Origin of the sequence: Brevibacillus sp. HB1.2 (assembly GCF_013332495.1) — a bacterium.
GTDB lineage: Bacteria > Bacillota > Bacilli > Brevibacillales > Brevibacillaceae > Brevibacillus > Brevibacillus porteri.
Genome location: NZ_JABMIU010000003.1, coordinates 532,085 through 556,169, shown reverse-complemented (window position 1 = coordinate 556,169; position 24,085 = coordinate 532,085). Strand labels below are relative to the sequence as shown.

Annotated in this window: 26 protein-coding genes; 7 read left to right on the top strand and 19 right to left on the bottom strand. The window is 47.1% G+C overall.

The features are described from left to right. Positions 1–113: 113 nt before the first annotated feature. The 4 genes from HPY28_RS10715 to HPY28_RS10700 all read right to left on the bottom strand — a co-directional run bounded on the left by HPY28_RS10715 (position 114) and on the right by HPY28_RS10700 (position 2,777). Entirely contained in the window at positions 114–299 is a 186-nt protein-coding gene (locus tag HPY28_RS10715; RefSeq protein WP_017247620.1) for a hypothetical protein, read from the bottom strand. A gap of 249 nt (positions 300–548) precedes the next feature. Continuing rightward, the gene (locus tag HPY28_RS10710) at positions 549–1,136 is read right to left on the bottom strand and encodes a hypothetical protein (RefSeq protein WP_174230545.1); all 588 of its coding nucleotides are present in this window, start codon (positions 1,134–1,136) and stop codon (positions 549–551) included. Positions 1,137–1,268: 132 nt separating this feature from the next. Beyond that, positions 1,269–1,469 carry a hypothetical protein gene (locus HPY28_RS10705; RefSeq protein ID WP_174225820.1) on the bottom strand — a complete coding sequence of 67 codons (201 nt, stop codon included), beginning with the start codon at positions 1,467–1,469 and terminating at the stop codon, positions 1,269–1,271. Between the two features lie 117 nt (positions 1,470–1,586). Then, on the bottom strand, positions 1,587–2,777 hold the full coding sequence (locus HPY28_RS10700) for a hypothetical protein (RefSeq protein ID WP_174230544.1): 1,191 nt from the start codon (positions 2,775–2,777) through the stop codon (positions 1,587–1,589). A gap of 368 nt (positions 2,778–3,145) precedes the next feature. Between HPY28_RS10700 and HPY28_RS10695 the strand changes: the two genes are divergently transcribed. Then, positions 3,146–3,556 carry a hypothetical protein gene (locus tag HPY28_RS10695; RefSeq protein WP_017247615.1) on the top strand — a complete coding sequence of 137 codons (411 nt, stop codon included), beginning with the start codon at positions 3,146–3,148 and terminating at the stop codon, positions 3,554–3,556. 131 nt (positions 3,557–3,687) lie between these two features. Here the strand turns inward: HPY28_RS10695 and HPY28_RS30440 are convergent, their stop codons facing one another. Then, a complete protein-coding gene (locus HPY28_RS30440) occupies positions 3,688–4,236 on the bottom strand; it encodes a sigma-70 family RNA polymerase sigma factor (protein ID WP_017247614.1) in 549 nt (182 codons plus the stop codon). A gap of 127 nt (positions 4,237–4,363) precedes the next feature. Continuing rightward, on the bottom strand, positions 4,364–4,924 hold the full coding sequence (locus HPY28_RS10685; RefSeq protein ID WP_174225822.1) for a hypothetical protein: 561 nt from the start codon (positions 4,922–4,924) through the stop codon (positions 4,364–4,366). Between the two features lie 111 nt (positions 4,925–5,035). Here HPY28_RS10685 and HPY28_RS10680 point away from each other — a divergent pair, with 111 nt between their 5' ends. Continuing rightward, positions 5,036–5,233: a hypothetical protein gene (locus tag HPY28_RS10680; protein WP_174225823.1), complete on the top strand. Its 198-nt coding sequence runs from the start codon at positions 5,036–5,038 to the stop codon at positions 5,231–5,233. A 20-nt stretch (positions 5,234–5,253) separates the two neighbouring features. Here HPY28_RS10680 and HPY28_RS10675 read toward each other — a convergent pair whose 3' ends face one another. The 3 genes from HPY28_RS10675 to HPY28_RS10665 are packed head-to-tail and all read right to left on the bottom strand — an operon-like array spanning position 5,254 to position 7,572. After that, complete coding sequence (locus HPY28_RS10675) at positions 5,254–5,748, bottom strand: ankyrin repeat domain-containing protein (RefSeq protein WP_254475998.1); 495 nt, start codon at positions 5,746–5,748, stop codon at positions 5,254–5,256. Positions 5,749–5,761: 13 nt separating this feature from the next. Beyond that, complete coding sequence (locus HPY28_RS10670) at positions 5,762–6,190, bottom strand: immunity 22 family protein (protein ID WP_017247611.1); 429 nt, start codon at positions 6,188–6,190, stop codon at positions 5,762–5,764. Positions 6,191–6,246: 56 nt separating this feature from the next. Then, positions 6,247–7,572, bottom strand: a complete 1,326-nt coding sequence (locus tag HPY28_RS10665; protein ID WP_026042974.1) for an SMI1/KNR4 family protein — start codon at positions 7,570–7,572, stop codon at positions 6,247–6,249. A 184-nt stretch (positions 7,573–7,756) separates the two neighbouring features. On the opposite strand from HPY28_RS10665, the gene HPY28_RS10660 reads away from it, so the two are divergent. The 4 genes from HPY28_RS10660 (at position 7,757) to HPY28_RS10645 (ending at position 12,960) form a co-directional block, all read left to right on the top strand. Further along, complete coding sequence (locus HPY28_RS10660) at positions 7,757–9,457, top strand: molecular chaperone HscC (protein WP_174230543.1); 1,701 nt, start codon at positions 7,757–7,759, stop codon at positions 9,455–9,457. Beyond that, the gene (locus HPY28_RS10655) at positions 9,457–11,451 is read left to right on the top strand and encodes a J domain-containing protein (RefSeq protein WP_174230542.1); all 1,995 of its coding nucleotides are present in this window, start codon (positions 9,457–9,459) and stop codon (positions 11,449–11,451) included. Before HPY28_RS10660 ends, HPY28_RS10655 begins: the two co-directional genes overlap by 1 nt. 20 nt (positions 11,452–11,471) lie before the next feature. Continuing rightward, complete coding sequence (locus HPY28_RS10650; protein WP_174225827.1) at positions 11,472–12,164, top strand: DUF1266 domain-containing protein; 693 nt, start codon at positions 11,472–11,474, stop codon at positions 12,162–12,164. A gap of 166 nt (positions 12,165–12,330) precedes the next feature. Continuing rightward, positions 12,331–12,960 (top strand): LysE family translocator, encoded by a 630-nt coding sequence (locus HPY28_RS10645; RefSeq protein ID WP_174230541.1) that lies wholly within the window; start codon positions 12,331–12,333, stop codon positions 12,958–12,960. Positions 12,961–13,033: 73 nt separating this feature from the next. Here the strand turns inward: HPY28_RS10645 and HPY28_RS10640 are convergent, their stop codons facing one another. Together HPY28_RS10640 and HPY28_RS10635 are read right to left on the bottom strand one after the other, a co-directional pair. Next, the gene (locus tag HPY28_RS10640; protein WP_017247605.1) at positions 13,034–13,600 is read right to left on the bottom strand and encodes a GNAT family N-acetyltransferase; all 567 of its coding nucleotides are present in this window, start codon (positions 13,598–13,600) and stop codon (positions 13,034–13,036) included. A gap of 191 nt (positions 13,601–13,791) precedes the next feature. Next, a complete protein-coding gene (locus tag HPY28_RS10635) occupies positions 13,792–14,856 on the bottom strand; it encodes an HD-GYP domain-containing protein (RefSeq protein WP_017247604.1) in 1,065 nt (354 codons plus the stop codon). Between the two features lie 217 nt (positions 14,857–15,073). Here HPY28_RS10635 and HPY28_RS10630 point away from each other — a divergent pair, with 217 nt between their 5' ends. Continuing rightward, entirely contained in the window at positions 15,074–15,565 is a 492-nt protein-coding gene (locus HPY28_RS10630; RefSeq protein WP_082192159.1) for a Mov34/MPN/PAD-1 family protein, read from the top strand. Here HPY28_RS10630 and HPY28_RS10625 read toward each other — a convergent pair. From HPY28_RS10625 to alaS, 8 genes are all read right to left on the bottom strand, one after another. Further along, complete coding sequence (locus HPY28_RS10625) at positions 15,477–17,303, bottom strand: peptidoglycan D,D-transpeptidase FtsI family protein (protein WP_174230540.1); 1,827 nt, start codon at positions 17,301–17,303, stop codon at positions 15,477–15,479. The two genes, HPY28_RS10630 and HPY28_RS10625, sit on opposite strands and share 89 nt — an antisense overlap. A gap of 106 nt (positions 17,304–17,409) precedes the next feature. Beyond that, positions 17,410–18,054: a uridine kinase gene (gene udk, locus HPY28_RS10620; RefSeq protein ID WP_106833388.1), complete on the bottom strand. Its 645-nt coding sequence runs from the start codon at positions 18,052–18,054 to the stop codon at positions 17,410–17,412. 36 nt (positions 18,055–18,090) lie between these two features. Beyond that, positions 18,091–18,741, bottom strand: coding sequence for an O-methyltransferase (locus HPY28_RS10615; protein WP_017247601.1), 651 nt, complete (start codon positions 18,739–18,741; stop codon positions 18,091–18,093). 106 nt (positions 18,742–18,847) lie between these two features. Continuing rightward, positions 18,848–19,948, bottom strand: coding sequence for an endolytic transglycosylase MltG (gene mltG, locus HPY28_RS10610; RefSeq protein ID WP_017247600.1), 1,101 nt, complete (start codon positions 19,946–19,948; stop codon positions 18,848–18,850). A 147-nt stretch (positions 19,949–20,095) separates the two neighbouring features. After that, a complete protein-coding gene (locus HPY28_RS10605; RefSeq protein ID WP_007727932.1) occupies positions 20,096–20,386 on the bottom strand; it encodes a DUF1292 domain-containing protein in 291 nt (96 codons plus the stop codon). A gap of 5 nt (positions 20,387–20,391) precedes the next feature. Next, entirely contained in the window at positions 20,392–20,808 is a 417-nt protein-coding gene (gene ruvX, locus HPY28_RS10600) for a Holliday junction resolvase RuvX (RefSeq protein WP_012685619.1), read from the bottom strand. Between the two features lie 9 nt (positions 20,809–20,817). Continuing rightward, positions 20,818–21,078: an IreB family regulatory phosphoprotein gene (locus HPY28_RS10595; protein WP_007727936.1), complete on the bottom strand. Its 261-nt coding sequence runs from the start codon at positions 21,076–21,078 to the stop codon at positions 20,818–20,820. Positions 21,079–21,188: 110 nt separating this feature from the next. Beyond that, on the bottom strand, positions 21,189–23,837 hold the full coding sequence (gene alaS / locus HPY28_RS10590; protein ID WP_173622470.1) for an alanine--tRNA ligase: 2,649 nt from the start codon (positions 23,835–23,837) through the stop codon (positions 21,189–21,191). Positions 23,838–24,085 lie beyond the last annotated feature (248 nt).

Genomic DNA, 24,085 nt, shown 5'->3' with positions numbered 1-24,085 from the left:
TTTTCTTCCAAATCCGATTTTCTGCTGCGTGAACATTAGGTACCGCTACCTGAGTGTATCCAGTAAATAGAAAAGCTGTAGTCAATGCGACTGCTAGTAACGATTTAGTTATTTCATTTTTTTTTACCCTTCTTGCCTCCACCTTTATTATCCAGATAAATAATCCCAAAAGCCACCACAACTGTGAGGACTACAACAATCTTTCTGCTTATTCCCATGCTAACGTCAAGATCAAAAAAACTGAAAGCTAGCAGCACCAGAAGTAAGACCAAAAGAATTTTTCTGATAATATCACTCACCTCAAATCATCGTTCTCTTAATCATAATAATAGTAATTACTTGAAAATATTGCAAAAACGTCGACACAAATTATAAAACTTTGTAAAATCATGAACGCTTAGTATGAATAAACAGGAGTCAGCTCGAATCCTTTACTCTTTTTCCATGTACGATTTTTCGCTTGGATATACGCGGTAAGCCCTACAACTGCACCCACTGTCTCACCTCCAAATAGAAAAACCACCTAAATAAGATGGTTTTCGCTTTTGCTATGTATTAGTTAATACTCTCATAAACTCTACAGGAACCTCTTCGTTCTCCAGTCTTATCGAATAGAATACCATTTGTTCCACTCTTCTACTTTCTCTTTTCAAAACAAATCCATTGTGACTAACCTGATCTGTATCTTTCTCTATGCTAGTTTCTGTTATTTGCTTGATTTTTTCATTGGATTCATCTAATGTCCAGCCTGCCGCAGTGGTTATTATCTGGGCTGATGCAAATGCCTTTTCACTCGCGTTCTCATTAAACTTTGGATCCAAAACCGACATTACCAGAACCTGAACTAACTTGTTCTCGTTTTTGTTTACAACTAATCCGAATGCATGAGTACTGTCCTCAGAAAAAGTAAAATATGTCTTGAATCCGTTACCTTCGTCACGTTCGAACCATTTTGATGAAGCTTTAAGATTGGGGAACGATTGCGAACTTTGATACCAGTCTGACGTATTGGTCAACTTATCTTTTATTTCACTAGTAGATTCGCCAAATACCTCAACCAAGGTCTTTTCTTTATCCGATACATTAGAACAGCCAGCTAAAAGCAGAAATACTAATAAAATTAAAATCTGTCTCATATATACTACTCCCTCCTGTCTACATTCTACCTCTCCTACCAAAAGGCGTCAGTCCATATAATTCGAGTGCATACGACAAAATGTGACTTTCTTCCTCTCCCCAGCCCCCTATCGCTCGGGAGAAGGAGAAAGCTATGTGCTAACTTTCTCCTCTTCTTCTGCTTCAATTGCTTGGCAAGCCATAATGAGCTTTTGCATATAAGGATCGACCTCATAATCTAGGTTGTCTGCTGGTCGTCCTCTGCCGTTGAGAAATGCCCGACAGAGGTGGCTTGATTCTCCAGCGGTTCGAACTGGACGAAAGACTTTTACAATCTCGTCCGACTGGCGCACTACATTTCACCCACCTCCATGAAAAAAGCACCACACGGGTGCTTTTGTTCGATAATTGTATATAGATAATTAGGAATGAATTAGGAATGGCCCTCCCCAACCGTTCTCGTCGAAAGCTCACCGAATATGATCTAGTACGCTTTTCATAACCTGCGGCGAGTCCTGCCGATCGAATAAATTATAGCGGGCTTTGACTGTTTGATAGACCTGATTCAGCACTTTTTGGCTCTTCGTTTTCCGGTACTCGCTCACAAGTTTGGCAAAGGAGGGATGCCGGATTACGTCTGTTCGCCAGTCCCACACGCGCGGTTTTTGGACTTCTTGCCGGACCTGTTCCACCATCTCAATTACTTTAGGTGCAAGAGAGGCGCTGAACTGCGTTTCGGCCTTCTTCTTCTCCGGAAGATCAGACAGCATCACATAGTTGGGAAGGGAAGACATTGGCTTGTTGTTTACAAGCAACAATTCGCCCGAATAGTTGTGCACGGTCTCTAGCAACAAGTCTTGATTGACTTCGTATTGAAAATACTCCCATCCAGTCGCAGTTTTTTTGCTCGGCAAAAACAGATGGATGAAGTTGAGCATTTCTGTGTAGTACGGCTGCGATTGCGGATACACATACCCTTTTGCATCGACCTGGAATCCCGGCACTCCCACCTCTACTGCCCAGCGGACCGCTTCACTTTGGCTGTCCTTGGGAGCTACACTCCCCTTGTAAGGCCTAACTTTTTTGTACATGCGGTACAACGTCTCCGCAACAAATTGCTTCGTAAGCCGTTGGTCATTCAGGTCCTCAGGCAGTACGTACCCCGCCTGGACAAGTGCGTTTATCCGCGCTTTTAGTTCCACTTCTCCCCGCTTTTGCCGTAGCTCGCCTCCCCATTGGCCAGAGGCTTGCTGCTGCTCTATTTGCTTGCTGATGGCGGCCGGATCGTAACCTTGGGGATAGAGGGGATCCAATATCCCAATCTCATTGTACAAGGCCAGCAAATACCCATCTTTAGAGACACTGAATTCATCGATCATGAAACCGCGCGGCGTGTCTGTACCGTTAAGTTCGCCGACGATTTCCGTGAGGCTTTTTCTGTTTTTGTCCAGGATGCTGGCGGGATGCGGATTTTTGATCTTAAGCGCATCTTTTAGGAGAGAATGAAAAACTTCTTTTTCTTCCAGCGTATGAACCGTGGGCAAATTGTAGGCAATGCGATAGGATGCCGCCGTTGCCGCTCCTGCTTCTTGAATTGGATAGGCGATCTGTCCGATAGTCAGAACGGCTGCGATTGCAGCGGTGAACACAACCTTTTTCATGGATTTGTTACCTCCTCAGTGTGGTGGCAAACGTATCGGAATTTGATTCACGGGAGTTTGCAAATACATTTGATAGACGAACGCTTCTTGAATAAAGTTACATCTCACCCATGATTCCCCTGAGATACTCAACCTTCGGGCAGAGGTCTCCTCCGCAAGCCAACCCCATTGATGTCCTTTACTAATTTAGGCAGTTAGACTAATCTACACACTTTCAAAAATTATTTGAACATTATTTCGCAAAAAGAAATTGTAACAAAAAATTAAAATTTCCATATATTTACATATAATGGAAAAAAGTGTATATTGTGGTTGTCCAAACAAACCTGTTTTGTATCGGGCGCAAGAAAATAGAAGGAGTGGTTAGAATGAAGAAGTTTATTACTGCTTTCGCAACACTGGCATTATTGACTTCAGCGACACCTGTATTTGCGCAAGAGGGACAGCAGCTTGCACCAGTTACCAATGTTGCCAGCACGAAAAAAGCATCTGATAAACAAGCGGTAAAGCCTTTCGCTGAGTTTGTCACCATTAACTTATATTGGAATCAACCACCAACTGCCACAAGATTTGAAGTTATTGTTACAAACGTTACAGATGGTTATGTTTTGGAAAAAAGCCGACAAACATCTACAGAATATTCGGCTCGTAGCTTAAGAGTTGGAAATCATTACAGTATTATGGTTCGTGCTTTAGACCAGTTCGGTAATCAAGTCGGACAATCATGGTATAAAGATTTTGAAGCAAAACAAAATGACAATTGGCGTTTTTGGTTTTAATTGGTTGATGATGTAAGTTCAAGCATGGAGATTGTTAGACTGTCGATTTTTCGACAGTCTTCTTCTTTTCAAATAAAATAATGATACTGTTCTTAGAGTTAGTTTGCTTTAGTACCTATTTTGATTTTTCACTAATCCGCTTTTTGTTGGTGGAGAATCCGGACCAGGTGCTCGTCCATGAAGCAAGAGTGGGGGCGGCGTTCAGAAATATCAAAACGGAAGCATGATTGATGGCCTAACATACGATGAATGCCCAAATCACTTGATAACAGTTTAAAGGGACCATAAGGGTCCCCTTTTTCATAACTCTTCATCACAAGACACCCTTTTGACTTTAATATCTCATTCTCAATACAACGCGCAGCATACGTAGCCAGCTTGGTGCCCTTATCCACCTGATAACTCTCGATTGCTTTGATCAGGCCGATGGTACCGATGGAAATCAGATCTTCACTGTCCTCACCTGTGTTCTCGAATTTCTTCACAATATGCGCCACCAAACGCAAATTGTGCTCAATCAGCTTGTTACGGGCGTAAGGGTCGCCTTTGGCCATGAGTCGGAGGTACTTTTCTTCTTCAGTGTCCTGAAGCGGTTGCGGGAAGGCATTGTTCTTGACATAAGCCACGAAAACAAGAAGTTCTTTAAAAACAAGGGAAAGCGCCGCGATAATGCTGGACATGGCTGCCACCTCCACGTCTGGAATAGCTTACTTCTATCCTTATGTGGGCGGTCGCCTATATGTGCATGTACGCTAAAATAACCGAGTCAGTAAGCGAATCCTTCATTGTTACAAAAGACGAAATCGATTAGTGGTTGATTAAACGAAGGTAAATGAACACAAGCGAGTCAGATATTCCAAAAACCGCATGGTCATCCCAGTCGTCTTTTATAGAAATAATTTCAAGATTACTTAATTGCGGTTGCAACATTTGAATAAACTCCTCAGACACACCATCTTCTCTCAGTTCCTTATTCAAGTTTTCCATGTACTCTGTACGGTTCATCCGTTTTATTTGATTTGCATTTACATACTGTGGAAAAATATAGGTATGTAGAATATGAGCGATCTCCTCTTTTGAGAAATCATCCCCATAAAGATCGGACCAACTCTCCCAATGATGGACATACTTTTTAAAGACACCTACAAAGGCATCTTCCCATGACATGAATTGTTTTCTTGGAGCAAATACCAAGGTACCCGTGAAGCCGCCTTGCTTAACATATTGATTAAGTCTACCATCGAGAATCAAAACGCTATCCAATGGAAGATAGATTACGTAAATCTCCTCATGACTTAATTGAGAGTGTAACCATTTTTCGGCGAACACCTCTGTGTATTCAACTAAGTTTCTTATTTTGTCGGGCATATGCGCCTCCCTATTTGTTTTCATTACAATATTTTTAAAATATTACATTTTTTGGTGCAATAATCCAAGCGAATTGACAAATCCAAACCAAACTGATTGGAGTGAACGCGCATGCTAGAATTTGGTGCCGTATCGATCGAATGGGTTACTGTGCTCTTTCAGCTCTTTATCTTCTTCATGCCTATAGCACTAGTCATTGCTTGCTGCTTGTTCATCGTAAAACGCACAGCAACCAAGCAAAAAGCCATCGACGAGCTGGAAAAACGCGTCGCAACACTCGAGCAAGAAATAAAGCGTCCGAAATCATAACGGACGCTTCCCTTTTTCCCCTATTCAAATAAAGCCATCATCTCTTCGTCTTCTCTCTCACGTGCTATATCGTATGGTGTTTGCCCCTCCATGTCCTTTTTGTTAGGATTCGCACCTTTAGCCAACAGCAGCTCTACCACATCCACACGCTCCTCTCCATCCGCTACCTGTGTATGCAGCGGAGTACTTCCATCATGAGCGCTGGCATGTATGTCTGCACCGTGCGCGATTAGCGCCTCTGCGACCTCTGGATAGAGCGCGATATGCAACGGGGTAATACCCTCATCGTTTTTCGCATGGACATCTGCTCCCTGTGCGACCAAATACGCAATAAGGTCAACATCGTCTGTCATCACAGCGCCATGCAGGACGGAAAACTCATACTCATCCTTTTCATGCAGCAATTCCGGCTGTTTCGTGACGATCTTTTTTACGAGCTCAAGGTCTCCGACTTCAGCTGCATCATATAAATCTGCGAAATTGTAAGCCATATCTGTATCTCCTTTCTTACGCATTCCTCCCTGCTCCTTACCGCTCCTCTGTCTCAAATACAAGTTTGGCGAGCAGGACCACCGGTGAATCTTTTTCTAACCCGCCCTCAGTGAGATCGAACAATTTTTCGTTAATCGGACCATAGCGTGATTCATTGCCGTACAGCAAAATGACATGGGGGTACTTGCCAATCTCCTCTGTTAGCTGTTTGGGCCATTCTTTTCTATCGAGCGTTGCATTCATCGCATATTCGTTTTCCAAATACGTGAAAAAGTCAGCTCTGGCTTCTGCATCCTGCACCTCATGCACTTCAAAAAAATCTTCGTCTACCCATTCAAGGCCTGACGCTGTTAAAAAGCCAGACGGTATCACATCCCCGTCCTCATCGTAAACCGGAGTCAGAAAATCCGCTAGTTCATCAGAAGACTGCAAGGTTGTTCCCCATACCGTTACCACATTTCTCATTGTCTTTCCCCCTTGGTCCATTCCTCTTGCACAAACACGGGTCAATGCCCCTTCGTCTAATGCTTTGCTGTTTCCAAGGAAGAGAGAATGCGATCTACACGCTCCTTTTCCTTGCGCAAAATGGCTTTCTCGTACGCTACATCCAACAACCGATTGATTTCTTGCCAATTCGCTTCACCAGAAGGCGACTCGCCACTCGTCAGCATTTTCCCCCAAGCACTTAACGCAATCTGCCGCTGTGCTTCATTTCCGTCCAGCCAGCGAATCAGATCATCCCATTGTGGACGTGACATCGCGAAAAGCTCATCCCAGCCTTCAATCGGGTACGCCACATGCGGTTCCATCCACAAAATGACTTCACGGGAGCGAAAGTGATGCAAATGACTGTTGGCAGCATAGCCTACCAGACATTCTTTTCTGGCAACAACTTCGTCCATCTCAGCCAAAACTCGCTGCAAGCCCTCTTCTTCTGGCAAACAAGCTGCCGTCACGTATGCACGTAGACTCGAGCCTATCCGTTCATAATGTGGCCCGGACTCCCAGAGCGAGCGTACCCACCCCTCTGCCTTTTTACCTACTGTCTCGACAATGAGCTGGCACCAGAGTAGCAGATTGCTTGATGAGGTTTCCTGCTCGATTTGCGCTACCCATTTATGCAAAACCGGCTCCCAATCGTACTGAGCAAATGCCTTTTGGATACGTGTATCTCCTGCACCATGCATTTTTGCAAACAAGACCAGCTTCTCGAAATCTTGCGCCGCCTCTTCAAAGGTGAGCGTTCGATAGATTTGCAGCCATTCTTTCCACTCTTGTGCGACTTGCCCCTCGACATCGAGCCCATCTGCACCAGCGAGTGCTTCATAATTCCAGCACTCTGCCCCAATACAGCCCAGCTCCGTGACTCGCTCTACGAACTCTGTGAAGCTTTTGCCGAGTAATTGGAACTCGTCTGTCTCATGCCCCCAAGAATAGACAGGTGGGTCATCCGCGCCTGTCGACAAATCGATGAGGAGCATGTCGCCATTACCGCCGACGTGAAAACAGAGATACCTTTTCTCGTCCTCACTCTCTTCGTCTCCGCCAAAGTACGGCCACTCAAATGCATCCAATGACCATCCCAAATCTCCACTGAGTGAAAAAGGATCTAACGCTCGAGATGGCAACGACCAATTTATTTGAACTTGACTGCTGCCCGCAAGCAAAATGGTACGGATCGTCGGGGGAAAGCTAACCCCGAGACTTTCCTCTCTTCTTTCGATTTCTTCCAGCGCCGCCGGTGGTTCTACCGTGAGCGGCCAAACCTGGGCACCTTGTCGCTCCATATCATGCATAAGTAACTTCCACGCTTTAAACCACTTTTCCATTCGCTGCTCCATTGGCATAACGACCTCTCTCGTTTGTCGTTTTCTATCTTCCGAATTCTATTTCTATTTTCTTTATCTAAAATTCGATTTCATATCCTACTAAAGCACCAATTATATCCATTTTTTTCATGGTAAAATTATCTACAAAGTCTCTAATTTTACCGATATTAGTAGAAAAAACACGGAAATGAGGACCTAACTGATGACCACCATTGGAATTGATTTGGGCACGACGAACAGTCTGGTGGCCTACTGGACTGAGAATGGATCCGTGCTCATTCCAAACGCGCTCGGAGAAACACTGACTCCTTCTGTGGTCAGCGTCGATGAGAACGGCGAGATCTTGATTGGAAAAATCGCCAGAGAGCGCCTCTTAACACACCCAGATCGTACTGCTTCTACCTTCAAACGGTTTATGGGGACAGAAAAAAGATACCAACTGGGGAGATATTCTCTTTCTGCCGAAGACCTTTCCTCCTTTGTGATTAAATCTTTGAAGGCCGATGCTGAGGCTCATTTCGGGCACTCCGTTCACGAAGCGGTTATCAGTGTACCTGCTTATTTCAATGACACACAACGCAAAGCAACGAAACGAGCAGCAGAGCTCGCTGGACTGAAAGTAGAGCGTTTGATCAGCGAACCAACAGCCGCCGCGATCTCATATGGGCTCCATCAAGAGGAATCCGAGACACAATTCCTCGTATTCGATTTAGGTGGCGGAACGTTTGACGTTTCTATTTTAGAAATGTTCGAAGGTGTGATGGAAGTAAAATCAATCGCTGGAGACAACTTTTTGGGCGGCGAAGACTTTACCGATCTGATTGCCTCTTATTTTATAGAAGCCCATCGACTCGATATCAACACGCTGGACAGCAAAACGCGTTCGTCCATCCACAAACAAGCTGAGCTGTGCAAGCGCGCCTTGTTTTCCGACCAAGAAGGGAAAATGAGTGTCAATATCCAGGGAGAGCTGGTTGAAACAACGCTCAGCCGGAATCAGCTGGAAGAACTCGCGTTTCCTCTGCTGCAACGACTGCGTCAGCCGATCGAACGTGCTTTGCGAGACGCTTCCATCTCACCCCGGGAACTGGACGCAATCGTGCTTATTGGCGGTGCGACACGGATGCCGCTTATCAAATCCATCGTTAGCAAGATATTTGGGCGCCTGCCCCATTCCCATATTAATCCCGATGAGGCTGTTGCATTGGGAACAGCGATTCAAGCAGCACTCAAGGAACGCAACGAGGCGTTAAACGAGCTTGTTTTGACCGATGTTTGCCCATACACACTCGGTACGGGTATTGTACAAACCATGGCAAACGGCAAACACGAGGATGGCTACTTCTTTCCGATCATCGAGCGCAATACGCCAATCCCGGTCAGTCGGGTAGAACGGCTATACACCGTTCTCGATAATCAACGCTCTATTCTCGTTGACGTGTATCAAGGGGAAAGCCGACGCGTCGAACATAACCTCAAGCTGGGCGAATTGAATGTAAAAGTTCCTCCTGCCAAAAAGGGCGAGGAATCTATCGATGTTCGTTATACATATGACATCAACGGGATTCTTGAAGTCGAAGTGACTGTCGTATCCTCAGGTGTCAAAACCAAGGCCGTCATCGAAAAAAATCCGGGTAGCCTATCAAAACAAGAAATTGAGGAGCGTTTCCAAGCTCTTCAAAACATTAAGATCCACCCTAGAGAGCGAACCGAAAATCGATTGCTTCTGGCAAAAGGCGAGCGTATGTATGAGGAAGCGTTGGGCGAAGACCGTATGATCATTGCGAATTACTTACGCCGCTTCGAAAGTGTCCTCTCCACCCAAAATGAAAGAGACATCGCCAAAGCAGCAGAAGAATTGAAGCAGCAGCTGGACATGTTTGAAGGGTGGAATGAGTATTAATGGGGATTTGGGAGATTCTCGGGATTGAACCGACGGACAATCCTGCCCAGATAAAAAAGGCGTATGCCAAAATGTTGAAGGTGCACAATCCGGAGGTTGATCCTGAAGGCTTTCAGCGATTGCGAGAGGCGTATGACCTCGCCCTGAAGTACACACGCAATACCAAGCGCAATCGAATGTTCGAAGAAACGCCCCTACCGGAAAGAAGACAGCCGAGACAGCTCGATGAGGGGGAGAATCATGAATCGGAAGAAGAAGAGCAGCCTAACTACGATCCACCGCAGCGACTCACCCTGTTTGACAGGTTTTTAGAGGAAACAACGCAAGAAGTGGTCTCTCAAGAAGAAATCCCCATTCCCCAGCGGTACGATTTCACGGAGAGCTACGCTCATTTCGAACGCTCCATGAACCCCAATGATATGGTGGAGCGTTTTTTCCGCCGTACGCAAGAGTTGTACGATAACTATCACGAACGAATCAAGCTTGAAAACTGGCGTGAGTTGCTGAATGACGAGGCCATGTGGAATGTCGGTTGCCATCAACTCATCGATACGCAATTTCTCCACTTTTTAGAAGAACACTATCACTTGTCTCATGAGGTGTGGAAGCTGCTCGATTCCCATTTTCAATGGCGGGAGAAATCGGAAAAGCTCGCAAGCCAGCTCTCAGGGCGTTTTGTCGCTTACCTGAACGGCCAGCTCAATCAGACCTTCACACTGCGTTACCACTCTTTTGAGAATCGCGAGGACTTGGATATTGAAGCGTTTCTAGAATGGCGCAGCGATGCGTTATTTGCCCTCATGGAAAATGATTGGGAAACGGCTCAGAGCTATTTGGCAAACGCCCATGCCCTGTACCCTCTTGATCCCGATTTGATCCGTTTACAGGGCGAATATTTTTTACGAACCGGAAATAAGAATCGTGCCTTTCATACCTTTGATCAACTGATACGTCTTGATCCAGATAACATCGATGCGTATTTGTATCGTGCCCGACTTTTTCTCGAAAAGGGAGATGCTGCTGATGCGATCAAAGATTGCGAGGAAATCCTCACTCGCATGCCAGAACTGTGGGACGCTCGCAGCTTGCTGGGGAAAAGTTATCTTCAACTGGGCGAATGGGAGAAGGCTCAAGAGGTTTTCCAGGAGATGCTTTCGCATAATCCCTCCGATATTGATGCGAAGATATGTCTGACGCAAATACAATCTCCGTTTAACAAGATGACCGAACCAACTGCGAACAAGCAAGCCAAAGCAGCTAGGAGAAAAACCTTACGCGTACTCGGGCTTCCTGGCAAGCTAGTAAGGTTCAAGCAATTTTTTGCCATCTACACGAGACGTAACATTTGGACGATTATTTTTCTCCTTCTGCTCCATTACGCTATGTTTGCTGTTGTATCCATGAAGCTGGAGATGACTTCGGAGCAGATATTTGACTCCTTGGTCAATAAATATAAGCCTGTCCCAATTGAGACGATGGACGAGTTGAAACAAACGCCTCTTGGCTACCAGGTGCAATTTACATTGACCAAAGCTTCTTATATCAATATGCTTCGCGTCTATGACAAAGAGAAGCATCCCGAGCCAAAAGCCGAGTTCATTCCTGCTGCCAAAGCCGAAGAGCGAGATCTGTTAAACTCTGACACCGGTTATGTAAATGTGGGTTATCTGGATCAACAAGCGATCATTGTCATTACGGACTACGATCATGCCAAAGAAATTCATGACAAACATTCCATTAAGATGCGAGGAACGCTCCAGGCGATACCGGATGGTGAGATGTTACCTGTCATTGTGAATGCTTTGGACAAACGCAAGCATCCTCACAATGCAGTTCTCGTGACCGATATGTATATCAATGCCAAGCCTGACTTAGAAGAAAAAGGATGGACGGGATCATGGCTTCTGGGCATTCTCGCAATCATCTCCATGCTGTATTACATCCGCATCATTCGTGAGATTCCCAAAACTCGCAAAGCATTGACATTCCACTAAAGGAGGCAGAGAGGAATTCCATGACAAAAGAAGCAGAAAACGAAAAAGAGATCGACCCAAAATTAAGCCGCTACTTGCATGCTCTCTCCTCTGTTTGCTTAAATCAGAAGCAACTCGCGTATTATTTGGCCATCCACGAATACAACCGCCTGCGCGATACGTTTTTGCGGCTTCGAATTGATAACAGATGGGACACGGGAGATGCCGCCAAAACGCAAGAGCGCTTGACTTGGTTTTTGGAACATGGGCGAAGAGCTGAATTTGATCAGCATCGCCACGTATTATCTGCACTCAGCGCTGCCAATCGTTCCAACTACATCGAGTCCTTAAAAAAAGGCGACACGGAGTCAGCCCGGCAGTTGATCGTGTACTCGTATATGAACAGACTCCCACATGTCGGCATTGCCGCCTTTGATTACGCCTGGTACCTCATTATTTGCAAAGCAGGCGCCCAACAGTCCTATCTTCCCAAGGCGGATGCCGTAGAAAGCATGCTGGACGTAGCCAAGCGAATCCAACTCGCTTATTCGAGCTGGGAAGAGTATTTATTTGCGTATGCCTGTGGCAATCTTTTCGACGAAGCAGGGGCGTCCAAAAATACGAGTAAAGCAACCGAAGCTCATATTTTGAAGCTCCTGACGGGTAAGTACAGTCCGATCCGTGAATTTGACTGGAAATTTGATCTCACACCTTACCTGCCCTCACCCAATTAATCTCTCTGTAAAGGCAGGTTAATAGAAAGAAACTGGGGCTAGACACCGCTTTGCTGCCCCAGTAAGCTGGCTTCGCTCGCCGATGTGTTGCCTGTCTTGGCAGTTTAATGGAATAGTTGCAGCGATCTTGGTAACTTTGATGAACCACGGAGAGGAGTAATGAAAATTGGTGAGTTTTGGTACTCTTATTACCTTTGTATTTGTTTCGCTTGGTATGGTCTGTTCTCCTGGTCCTAACATGATTTACCTCATTTCTCGTACGATTTCGCAAGGTCGCACAGCCGGAGTCATCTCGCTTCTTGGTGTTATACTTGGATTCGTAATTTACATGATTGCAACCATGTTCGGTCTCTCGGCTCTTTTCATAACGGTTCCGTTCGTTTACGAATCAGTCAAGTGGGCCGGGGCTGTCTACCTGCTCTGGCTCGCTTGGAATGCGGTCAAACCAGGTGCTTCCTCCATTCTCAAGCCTGATACTCTTCCTATTGAACCGCCGAAAAAGTTATTTTTGATGGGATTGATCACAAATCTACTGAACCCCAAAATTGCTATCTTGTATGTTTCACTCTTACCGCAGTTTGTAGATCCTGCGCGGGGATCGGTGCTCCTGCAAAGTGCTACGTTAGGTCTAACACAAATAGCTGTCAGCTTTACCATTAACCTGCTTATTGTTCTTGTAGCGAGCAGAGTTGCTCTGTGGTTTAGTACACGCCCAACATGGCTACGGGTGCAACGCTGGCTAATGGCAAGCGTCTTGACAGGTCTTGCTGCGAGTCTTGCTTTTGATCGCAGATAGATCGTTCAATAAAAAACAGCGACCAGTCTAAGACTTTATTTTCAGGTCTTAGGTGGCCGCTGTTGTATTCTTCTTACGCCTTTTCCGCTATGTCCTTCACCATATGGCTCAATTTATGCCCGCTTACGATCACTGTCCCATCCTCACGATAGCCGAGCGATTCATACAGCTTGCGCGCACGTGGTTTTTCCTCGTCTACGAGCAAAGCGATTCGGTCATGCCCGCGCTGAATCGCTTCTTTTTCAAAGGCATCCAGCAGAAGTGATCCGATCCCCTTCCCTCTGCATGAGGAATCAACCGCGACAGAATCCAAATAGAATTCGTCATCCTTTGCTTCTTTTACAAGCGTAATCGTCTCGCCAGTCAAACGTTGGACATGCTCAACGAATGGGCGATCGAGTGCCTCTGTTTGGCTTCCATGATAAAAGAGCGCAAGTCCTACCGGTACATCTCCATCCATGGCAATCACCGCGTTTTCGTAGCTGAGTCGGTTATTTTCCTTCGCAAAAAACTCCTCCATCATGCGAATCGCATCCGCTTCCTCCGTTGCACCTGTCAACGTATGGGCGATATCTCCAATGGCATCATAAATTAATGGCGCAGCAAAAGCTGCATCTGTGGGTTCCGCTTTGCGTATCATGTGTTTCCTCCTTGCGTTTCGAGCATTCGCACGACACGGCTCTTTATCTTTTCTTGGTCTATCATGCACACTTTCATTGTGTCACAATCTGCCAATCTGATCGAGCTTTCCCGATGATCGTTCACAGATCAGCAACAATGAAACCGCTCTCATTTCCCAAGAGCGGTTTCACCTTCTTTGCATCGACTTTCCTATCCTATCATTTTTTCAATCGTCAGTTTACGATCATGCCGCAAATCGAGGAATTCACCCATTCTTCTTACCAACGGACGCATTGGCTCATCCTGATGGATAAGAATCACTTCGACTTCTTCCCCGCTACTCAACCTCGCCTTCGCGCCTACGTACAGCAAGGCAATGTAGCGGACAAACTGTGCAACAATCTCAACGTTCAACGTCCCGTTACAGGCTTCCTTCCACAGGAGCTGTGCCGCCTCGAATGGGGACGTCCTCCCTTTGTACACCCGATCAGAACAGATCGCATCAAACATGTCGGCAACGGCGAGCACCTGACATTCGATCGGAATGCTATCGCCTTTTCTTTGCTCCGGATAGCCAGACCCATCGAGTCGCTCGTGATGCAGCAAGGCACACAATGCCAACAGCTCAGACCCACCCTTCATCTCACGGATCATTTCATAGCCGTAAATGGTATGCTTCTTCATGATCGCAAATTCTTCTTCACTTAGCTTGCCTGGCTTAAGTAATATTTCTTTTGGTACTCTCATTTTTCCAATGTCATGCAAAAATCCGGCTGTCCCCATGAATGATATTCGCTCTTCATCCCATTTCATCAAGCGAGCAATGAGCGAACAGAGAATGCCTACATTTAATGAATGTCGGTATGTATAGCTATCTGCCCCTTCCAGTACGTACAAGTTCCGGAACAAACCCAAATGCTTCGTCGATTTTTCTGATACATCAAAAAAGATGTTGGAAAAATGATCGAGACTCGGTGTCCCGCCAACTGTCAGTTCATCGAAGAGTAGTCTCGTTTTGTCGAGGGCTTGTACATAAGCAGCAACGGTCTCAGAATCTGCCTCTAGTTGGAATAGTTGAGAAGTTACTTCCTCACCGGTTCCCTCCGTAAGACTCTGTATAATGTCAACCTCACGGACTCGTTGCTTTTGCAATAGGATCACATGGGCCGGCGTGATCGTCGTGTTTTGTCCCAGCAGCAAAATTCCTTGTTCGGTGTACAAATCAGCCGCTAAAACTTGTCCAATCAGTGAGAGATCAACAGGTGCCAAAGGCATACAATCAACCTTTCCAGTCTCCGTCTTTTTAGAGGTTGTTCAAAAAGGCGACTTTTTGAACTCACACTTTTACTCAAATTATAGAAAGGAAGAGGGTGAGTTACAATCTTTTTTTCGACCATTCATAACTTTGCTGGACAACGGTACATTTCACTATTCGCATACATATGATATCAAGCAAATGTCAGTGGTTTTATCAAGGAGGGACGAACGTCTCATGACGACGCTGTACATCACACCAAAAGCGTGGAAACAGATTGAGCAGGCCGTACGAAAAAAACCCTCGCTGGAAACAGGAGGGGTGATGATGGGATACCCACTTGGTGAGGATAGATGGGTCGTTACGTATGCAAGTGAACCAGGCCCAAATGCGATTCACCAGCCACATTCTATTTTTTTCGATGACACGCATCTCAATAAGCTCGTCCGCAAATTAAGCACACATCGACAATGGAAATACATTGGTGATTGGCATAGCCATACGGTAAAACGCCTATCTCCCAGCAAAGGTGATAAGCGAACCATTTGGGCAAAAGCGTCGCAATCCATGTACATGTCCTCTTCTCCCCTCATGCTGATCGTCGGGCTAGGTAAAAACAATCAAATTAACGCAAGAGGATTCATCCTCGGAAATACTCTTCGCGAGGTTGGGAAGATTGAGCTGTATGATCGGCAAGCCCAGCGACAGCTCGGTGAAAAAGCTCCATAGCCTGGTTTTTTCCCCAGCTCGGCTGATTTTCTGCCACGACACAAATGGCGTAACGCGGATCTTCTAGCGGAGCGTACCCGAGAAACCACAGATGGTTGTTTCCATTCGCATCCCCGATTTGCGCAGTCCCGCTTTTACCTGCCACCTGCCAAGCGGCATTCATGAGCATCTGTCCTGTTCCCTCTGTGACGACTTTACGCATCATTTTTCGCAATTTATTGGCTGTGACGTAGTCAATTCCGTCCAAAGAGAGCTCCTGCTCGGGGAATGTGTGGAACGACTGACCATTTCGGTATGCGATCTCTTTTACCAGCCGTACCTGAGAGCTTTGACCGCCACGCAAAATCGTTACCATCATGTTGGCTGCTTGCAAGGGGGTAATACGTACATCCCGCTGACCAATGGCGCTTTGAATCAGGACGCCTTCATCGTCGCGGGATATACCCTCTGCAAAGACTCTCCCCGGCTCTTCGCCATCCAGCTGCTTAAAGTTTTTGAGTTTATACAGATGAGGGGTAACATGCCCTACTTGAGTGGTCAAGCCTAGTTTTTTTGCATATTCCTCCAACTTTTCTCCACCCACCAGCTTGGCGATATGGGCAATCGCAATATTGCAGGATTGGGCATACGCTTCTTCCAGCGTCACACTGCCGTGACCTTCTTTTTTCCAGCAGGAGAAATGGTACTTCCCGTACTCCCCCGTGCATGTGAAACGGTCAATTGGTGAAACCATTCCTTCCGCCAAAGCGGCTGCTGCTACCACTGTTTTATAGACAGAACCAGGCGGGAGTTGTTTGAATGCGCGATTCTTCCAGTCGCTGATGTTTCCTGCAACATTCGTTTGATCATAGGTAGGGCGGCTCACAGCTGCAAGAACATCGGCTGTTTGTACGTCCAAAACGACGATACTGCCCTCTTTTAATCCTACTTGATCGGCTGCTGCCTCCATACTTCTCTGGATTGCTGCATCCAAGGTAGTCGTTAATGAAAGCGGATAGTATTGATTCGACTGCTTCGTATAGCGAATATCCAGCCCTCGGAGCGGTTGTCCGTGCCCATCTACATAATAGGACAAGACAGACGGCTCTACTCCCTGTAAAAACCGGTCAAAGCTTCGCTCCAGACCCGATGCCCCCAGCGTGCTCTCGGCATTCATTTTGCCGCTTATCCATTCATCTGGATACAGCTTCTGCACCATGTCGGGATTTTTATGGATAAAACCAATCAGATGCTTGGCTACTTCATCAGCGCGGTATCGTTCTGTCACCGCCAATGAGACAACTCCTGGGATGGCAAGTGCATTGATTTCCTCAGCCTGCCGCTCGGTGAGCATCACCAGCTTGCCTGACTCCTCTCGCATGAGCAGTGGTACTTTTGCCTTTTCCATGGTCTCCGACAGCCGTTCCTTGGATTCTCCTGTTATTTGAGCCAATCGCTGCAAGCCATCTGTTCCTTGCAGGCTCCCACGCGCCAATGGGAACAAAATCAAGGCGAGATGCTCTTCTCCGGTAAAGGAGTACCCACTTCGATCCACGATATCGCCACGCCCGCTATGCAGCACGATGCTTTGCTGTCTTTGCTTTACTGCTGCCTTTACCAAATCAACGCCATGCCGAGAAAACCGATGGGGCGATCCGAGTTGAATCCACCACAATCGCATGACCAAACCGAGCCATAACAACGACATGGACAATAATACAAGAAAGTGACGTCTTTTGATTCGTCGATCCAGCTGCATCGAATTCCCTCCCTGGCTTTTTTCACCAGTATTGCCGGAATGTACGCGACAGAAACAACGAACAAAGAAAAAAGCACACCGTATGTCACGGTGCACTTTTAGGTATTTAAGATTGATTGGCGAACTGTTGCTTCTCCAATAAAATATTGCTGATCTTCGTGGATAACAGATCCAATGCTACTCGGTTGTAGCCGCCCTCTGGCATGATGACATCTGCATATCGCTTGGTCGGCTCAATAAACTGCAAATGCATCGGTCGAACGACGGTTAGGTACTGTGTCACGACAGAATCGAGGGAACGACCGCGCTCTTCGATGTCACGTACGATTCGGCGTACAATACGCACATCCGCATCGGTATCAACGAATACCTTAATATCCATCAAATCACGAATTCGCTCATCCTCCAGAATCAGCATTCCTTCCAGAATGATGACATCCTTCGGGTCGACCTGGATCTGCTCTGGCTTACGGTTATGCTCCTTGAAGTCGTAGATCGGTTTTTGGATCGCCTTTCCTTGCATCAGCTCTTGCAAATGCGCAAGCAACAAATCGTTGTCAAAAGCGAAGGGATGGTCGTAGTTAGTCAACGCCCGCTCTTCTGGGCTCAAATGGCTTTGATCCTTGTAGTAGGAGTCCTGCTCAATCATCGTTACACTATCATTTTGGAACTGGCGGTACAGCTCCTTTGCTACAGTCGTTTTTCCAGAACCACTGCCTCCCGCTACCCCAATCAATACGGGGTTACCCATGCTTCATGTCCCCTTCCTCATGATGCTTTACACCGTTTACGACCCTATGTTTTTACTCTTTTTCATACTGATGGCCAGCCCGTCTCCGACTGGAATAAATGTCGTTTCTAAATCAGGACGCTCCATCAGATGCGAATTATAAGAAAGCAGCTTGTCCACCATCGGACGCTGGCGCTTGCCCGCTTCTTCTGGGGTCGCCACCAGTCCTCGGAACAGGACATTGTCGCTGATTACCAAACCGCCTTCGCGGAGAAGCGGTAGATACAAATCGAGGAATACTCGATACTGACCTTTAGCCGCATCGATAAACAAGCAGTCAAATTGATATGACTCCGGCAACCCTAAAGTGGCGTCACGTGAGAGTATTTCCACACGATCTGCACATCCTGCTTCTTTTATATTTTCCCGTGCTCTCGCCAATCGATCTTCATCTATGTCCATCGTGACAATTCGCGCTTCCGGCGCAGCTTCTGCAAGCCAAATGGTGGAATAGCCAATTGCCGTACCCACTTCCAGAATCGCTTTGGGACGATGCAGCAATAACAACATCCGCATGACTTGAGCGGACGGGAGCTGCACAATCGGAATGTTTTCCTCTGCCGCCTCCTGCTCCAGTCGCTTGAGCAGCGGAGAACGCTCGGGTACCAGGCTTGACACGTAGTCGTCAATTGCCGGATTGGTAATCATGATTTCACTCCTCTTTCGTTACAACCGAATTATTATAGCACACCTTGAGAAAGCTTGGCTACGTCAAGCGCTGTTGATCGCATGCAAAAAAAAAGAGGAAACTTGGTTAGTTTCCCCTGCTTTTCTTATCATTTGCTTCATGCTCTTGCAGTGTTTTGGAAAAGTAATGCTCGGCCGTTCCGTCTTTTTTCGTCACGTAGAAAAAGTAATCGTGTTTAGCTGGATTGACGACGGCTGCAAGCGAAGCTCTGCCTGGGTTGGCAATCGGCCCCGGTGGCAATCCAGGATTTGTGTATGTGTTGTACGGACTTTTTACTTTTAGGTCCTCGAAGGTCAAACGGTCTCGTTGTTTGCCGAGAACAAACTGGACGGTAGCATCAGCCTGCAACGGCCACTTATCGCGAATCCGATTATAGTACACGCCTGCTACAAGTGGGCGCTCCTTGTCTACTGTTACTTCACGCTCAACGATCGATGCGAGATTAACCGCCTTATCCAGTGTTAAATCGTGCTGCTTCAACTGCTCTGTCCACTCTGGCTTCCATTCCTTTTGGAATTGAGCCAGCATACGCGAGACGACATCATGTGCTGTAGCATCTTTGTCCACCTCATACGTTTCCGGGAACAGATATCCTTCCAAACGGTGTTTTCGGTCTGCATGCTTCGGTATGGCTGCGACAAAAGGATAGTCGGGGAATGCACCTTCATTTACTTCTTTTAAGAATGCCGCCTTCTCTACAATGCCTTCTTTATCGAGATGATCTGCGATCTGTTCAACATTCCAGCCTTCTGGGATCGTAAATCGGTTCGCATTGATCACCGTGTTTCCTTCCACCATAGCGGTTAGTATCTCATCAATGGCTTGACCAGTCGTAAATTGGTATTCTCCCGCCTTAAGATCAGGGGCCACGCCTTTATACTTCACGTAGTAATTAAATACATCGGCATTTCGGATCAGACCTTGTTCTTCCAGAAGTCGACCAATTTTTTGTACGGATGACCCGGACGGAATCGCCACGTTTTTCACCGTCTGTTCACCTGCAACGGGTTGTAATTGCTGGTACACGTACCACGCTGCTCCCCCCGCAGCCAAAATGATCAACAACAACAAGGCAACTAGCCACATCACAATTCGTCCGCCGCGTCTGCGTCGATGCGCCAGAGGGCGGCCGGGGTTAAAATCAGGCTTCGCTGACATTGGTTTCAAGCTAGAAATCCTCCCTTTAGGGTCTCTTTATCTCCATCCCATTCATTATACAAGAGGCTTATCCAACTGTCACTTCATGGATGATTTTGCCGAAAAAAGTCATAAAAAAAGAGCCCGCCAGTTGCGGACCCTTTTCTCACGAATCTATTAAATTCCGTCTTTCTCCAAATCGGCAATCAACGTTTCGAAGGTAGCTTCTACTTGCTCCCACTCTTCATCATCTTCGATTGGCATAAGCATGTCTGTACCATCATAACGCAGGAAGTGAACCTCGTACTCTTCTTCCTCTTCCTGATCTACTGGTACGAGCACCAAATAGCTGCGGTCTTCAATGTCAAAAATGTACATGATACGAAAATCTCGCGGTTCCTCGGTACCTTCTTCCGTTAGCGCGATCACATCGCCCACTTCGAACTCTTCCATCATCTCTTCACTCATTGTGGTCACCTCGATTTCGCGTCCAAATATCCTTGGAGGATTAAAGTGGCCGCCATTTTATCTATCACTGTCTTTCGCTTTTGACGGCTGACATCAGCAGAGATCAGCATACGCTCTGCCGCCATGGTCGTCAAGCGTTCGTCCCACATGTGGACAGGAAGAGACGTGCGTTCCTCCAAAAGCTTGCCAAATGCTTGACACATTTCAGCACGCGGGCCTATGGTTCCGTTCATGTTTTTGGGCAGACCAACAACGAAAGCCCCAATTTGATACTGCGAAACTAATTCGCTCAGGCGAGCAAAGTCCTTTTCCTTGGATTGTCGCTTGATGGTCTCTACTCCTTGCGCAGTCCATCCCAGCTCATCGCTGACAGCCACTCCAATCGTCTTGTCGCCTACATCCAAACCCATCAATCGTGTCATCGTTAAGGTCTACTTGCGCTCTGACAAGTAAACGGTCACCAACTCTTCTATGATTTTGTCCCGTTCCAATTTGCCGATCAGGCTCCGCGCGTTGTTGTGGCGTGGGATAAACGCCGGGTCGCCAGAAAGCAAGTAACCGACGATCTGGGTGATCGGGTTGTATCCTTTTTCCTGCAGGGCTTTGTACACCTCTGTCAATGTTTCTTGCACATCCGCCGCATTCGCTTCCTTGGGCACCGTGAATTTCATGGTATTATCCAACGAACTCACAATCAACACCTCGATTTCCTTTGAGACTCTTTTAGTTTTATACTCTTTTTTGTATTCGACTCGGATTTCGTTTACTCCTGTCGATTATACAAATTTCTCGTGCAATCGCACTATTTCCCTACTGCTTGACTCTTCACGAAGTCAACCACTGCATCCAGTGCTTCTTGCAGCTTGGATGGGTCCTTACCGCCGGCTTGTGCCATATCAGGACGTCCACCACCGCCGCCACCGCAACGAGTTGCGACTTCCTTGATGATCTTGCCAGCGTGAATGCCTTGATCCATGAGATCTTTGGTTACACCTGCAACGAGGTTCACCTTGTCGCCATCGACTGCACCCAACACAATGACAGCGGAGCCGAGTTTGTTTTTCAGCTCATCTACCATGCCGCGCAGGTTGTCCATATCGACAGCGGAAACACGTGCAGCGAGTACATTCATGCCGTCTACTTGTTGGAGTTTATCCGTCAACGACGCTGCCTCGATGTTCCCCAGTTTTGCACGCAGGGACTCGTTTTCGCGCTGTACTTCTTTCAATTGTTGTTGCAGACCTTCTACACGTGCAGGTGCTTCTGCCAGTACTGGTGCTTTGAGTGCTTGCGCCACTTCTTTGAGTGTAGTGAACTGCTGGTTCAAGAACTGATAAGCGCCGCGTCCTGTTACTGCTTCGATCCGGCGTGTACCTGCGCCGATACCGCTCTCGCTAACCAGCTTGAACAGACCGATTTCTGCGGTATTGTTCACATGGCATCCACCGCACAGCTCCAAGCTGTATTCGCCCACTTTTACAACGCGTACAACGTCGCCGTATTTTTCACCGAACAACGCCATCGCGCCCATCGCTTTTGCCTCAGCCAATGATTTGTTGGAGATCTCGACACTCAGGTTTGCCCACACTTTTTCATTCACGATCGCTTCGATACGCTCCAGCTCTTCTGGAGTAATGGAGCTAATGTGCGTGAAGTCAAAACGGAGACGCTCTGGTGCTACCAAGGAACCTGCCTGATTGACATGCGTTCCCAAGACATCCTTGAGTGCTTGATGCAGCAAGTGAGTCGCTGTATGGTTTTGTGTGATAGCCAGACGTGCTTCACGGTTCACTTCCGCGCGAACCTCATCGCCTTTGCGCAGGGTACCTGCTTCGACGATGACGGAATGTACATTTTGACCCATTGGTCCTTTTTGTACATCTGTCACACGTGCTTTCACGATATCAGAAATCAGGAAACCCTCGTCATTGATCTGACCGCCGCTTTCTGCATAGAAAGGAGTTTGGCTCAGAACGAGTTGTACGGTTTGACCTTCTTCTGCTTCTTCTACCAGCTGGTTGTCCAAAATAATCGCTTCAACTTTACCTGTTGCTACCAATTCAGTATAACCAACAAATTGGCTCGTAACCGTCAAATCAGACAATGGACCACCTTGGATTTGCATGCTGTCTACATCTTGACGTGCTGCACGTGCACGCTCACGCTGTTCTTCCATCGCTTGATCAAAGCCATCGCGATCGACAGTAAGCCCTTGCTCGTCTGCAAAGTCTTCTGTCAAATCAACAGGGAATCCATACGTATCGTACATTTTGAACACATCTTGACCAGACAGTTGTGTCTTTCCGCTTTCTTTTGCTGCCTTCACCATGTCAGACAGGATCGCCAGACCGTCGTTCAGTGTCTCGTGGAAACGCTCTTCCTCGGCACGAATAACTTTTTCGATAAACACACGCTTTTGGACAACCTCTGGGTAAAATTCGCCCATCATCGTGCCTACTGTCTCAGTCAAGCTGTACAGGAATGGCTTCTCTACGCCCAGCTTTTTCCCCATACGTACGGCACGGCGAAGCAGACGGCGAATGACGTAGCCACGTCCTTCATTGGATGGAAGCGCCCCGTCACCGATCGCAAACACAACCGTACGTGCATGGTCAGCGATTACCTTCAAGGCTACATCCATCTCAGGGCTTGTTTTATACTTCACACCGGAGATTTCCGTGGTCTTTTCGATCAGCGGGAACAGCAAGTCTGTCTCAAAGTTGTTGTCTACGCCTTGGATGACAGACGCCATGCGCTCAAGACCCATCCCCGTATCAATGTTCTTCTTAGGCAGCGGCGTGTAGGTACCGTCTGGATTGTGGTTGAACTGGGAGAATACCAGGTTCCATACTTCCAGGTAACGCTCATTCTCCCCACCTGGGTACAGCTCAGGGTCGCTCGGGTCGTTTCCAAATGCTTCTCCACGGTCATAGAAAATCTCCGTGTTCGGTCCGCTCGGGCCTTCTCCGATATCCCAGAAGTTGCCCTCCAGTCGGATGATTCGCTCTTCTGGAACACCGATTTTCTTGCTCCACAGCTCAAATGCTTCTTCGTCCTCTGGGTGAATGGTAACGGACAGCAATTCTGGATCAAAGCTCATCCATTTTGGGCTCGTCAAAAACTCCCATGCCCATTCAATCGCTTCTTCCTTGAAGTACTCACCAATAGAGAAGTTACCCAGCATTTCAAAAAAGGTATGGTGGCGAGCAGTACGTCCCACATTTTCAATATCGTTGGTACGAATAGACTTTTGTGAGTTCGTGATGCGCGGGTTGTCCGGGATGATTCGGCCGTCAAAATATTTCTTGAGAGTCGCTACACCGCTGTTGATCCAGAGAAGGGAAGGATCGTCGATTGGAACCAATGGAGCGCTAGGCTCAATGCGATGTCCTTTTTCTACAAAAAAGTCGAGGAACATCTGGCGGATTTGATTGCCTGTCAGTTTCTTCATCTACATTCTCCTCATCTAAAAATAAAAAAAGCCCCCATCCCCTCAGGGACGAGAACTGATTTTCTCGCGGTACCACCCTGCTTACAGGCTCGCTACACGTATCTGAGCCAAGGCCTGTCGCTTAAGTGGCGTCTAACGGTGCCAAGCCGCCGGGTTTTGCCCGGTCTTAGGAGTAGCCTTCTGCTGCTCTTCTTTTGGTCGCCCTCTCAACCATGGAGCGCCCTCTCTGTAAAAGGTCTGCAACATAC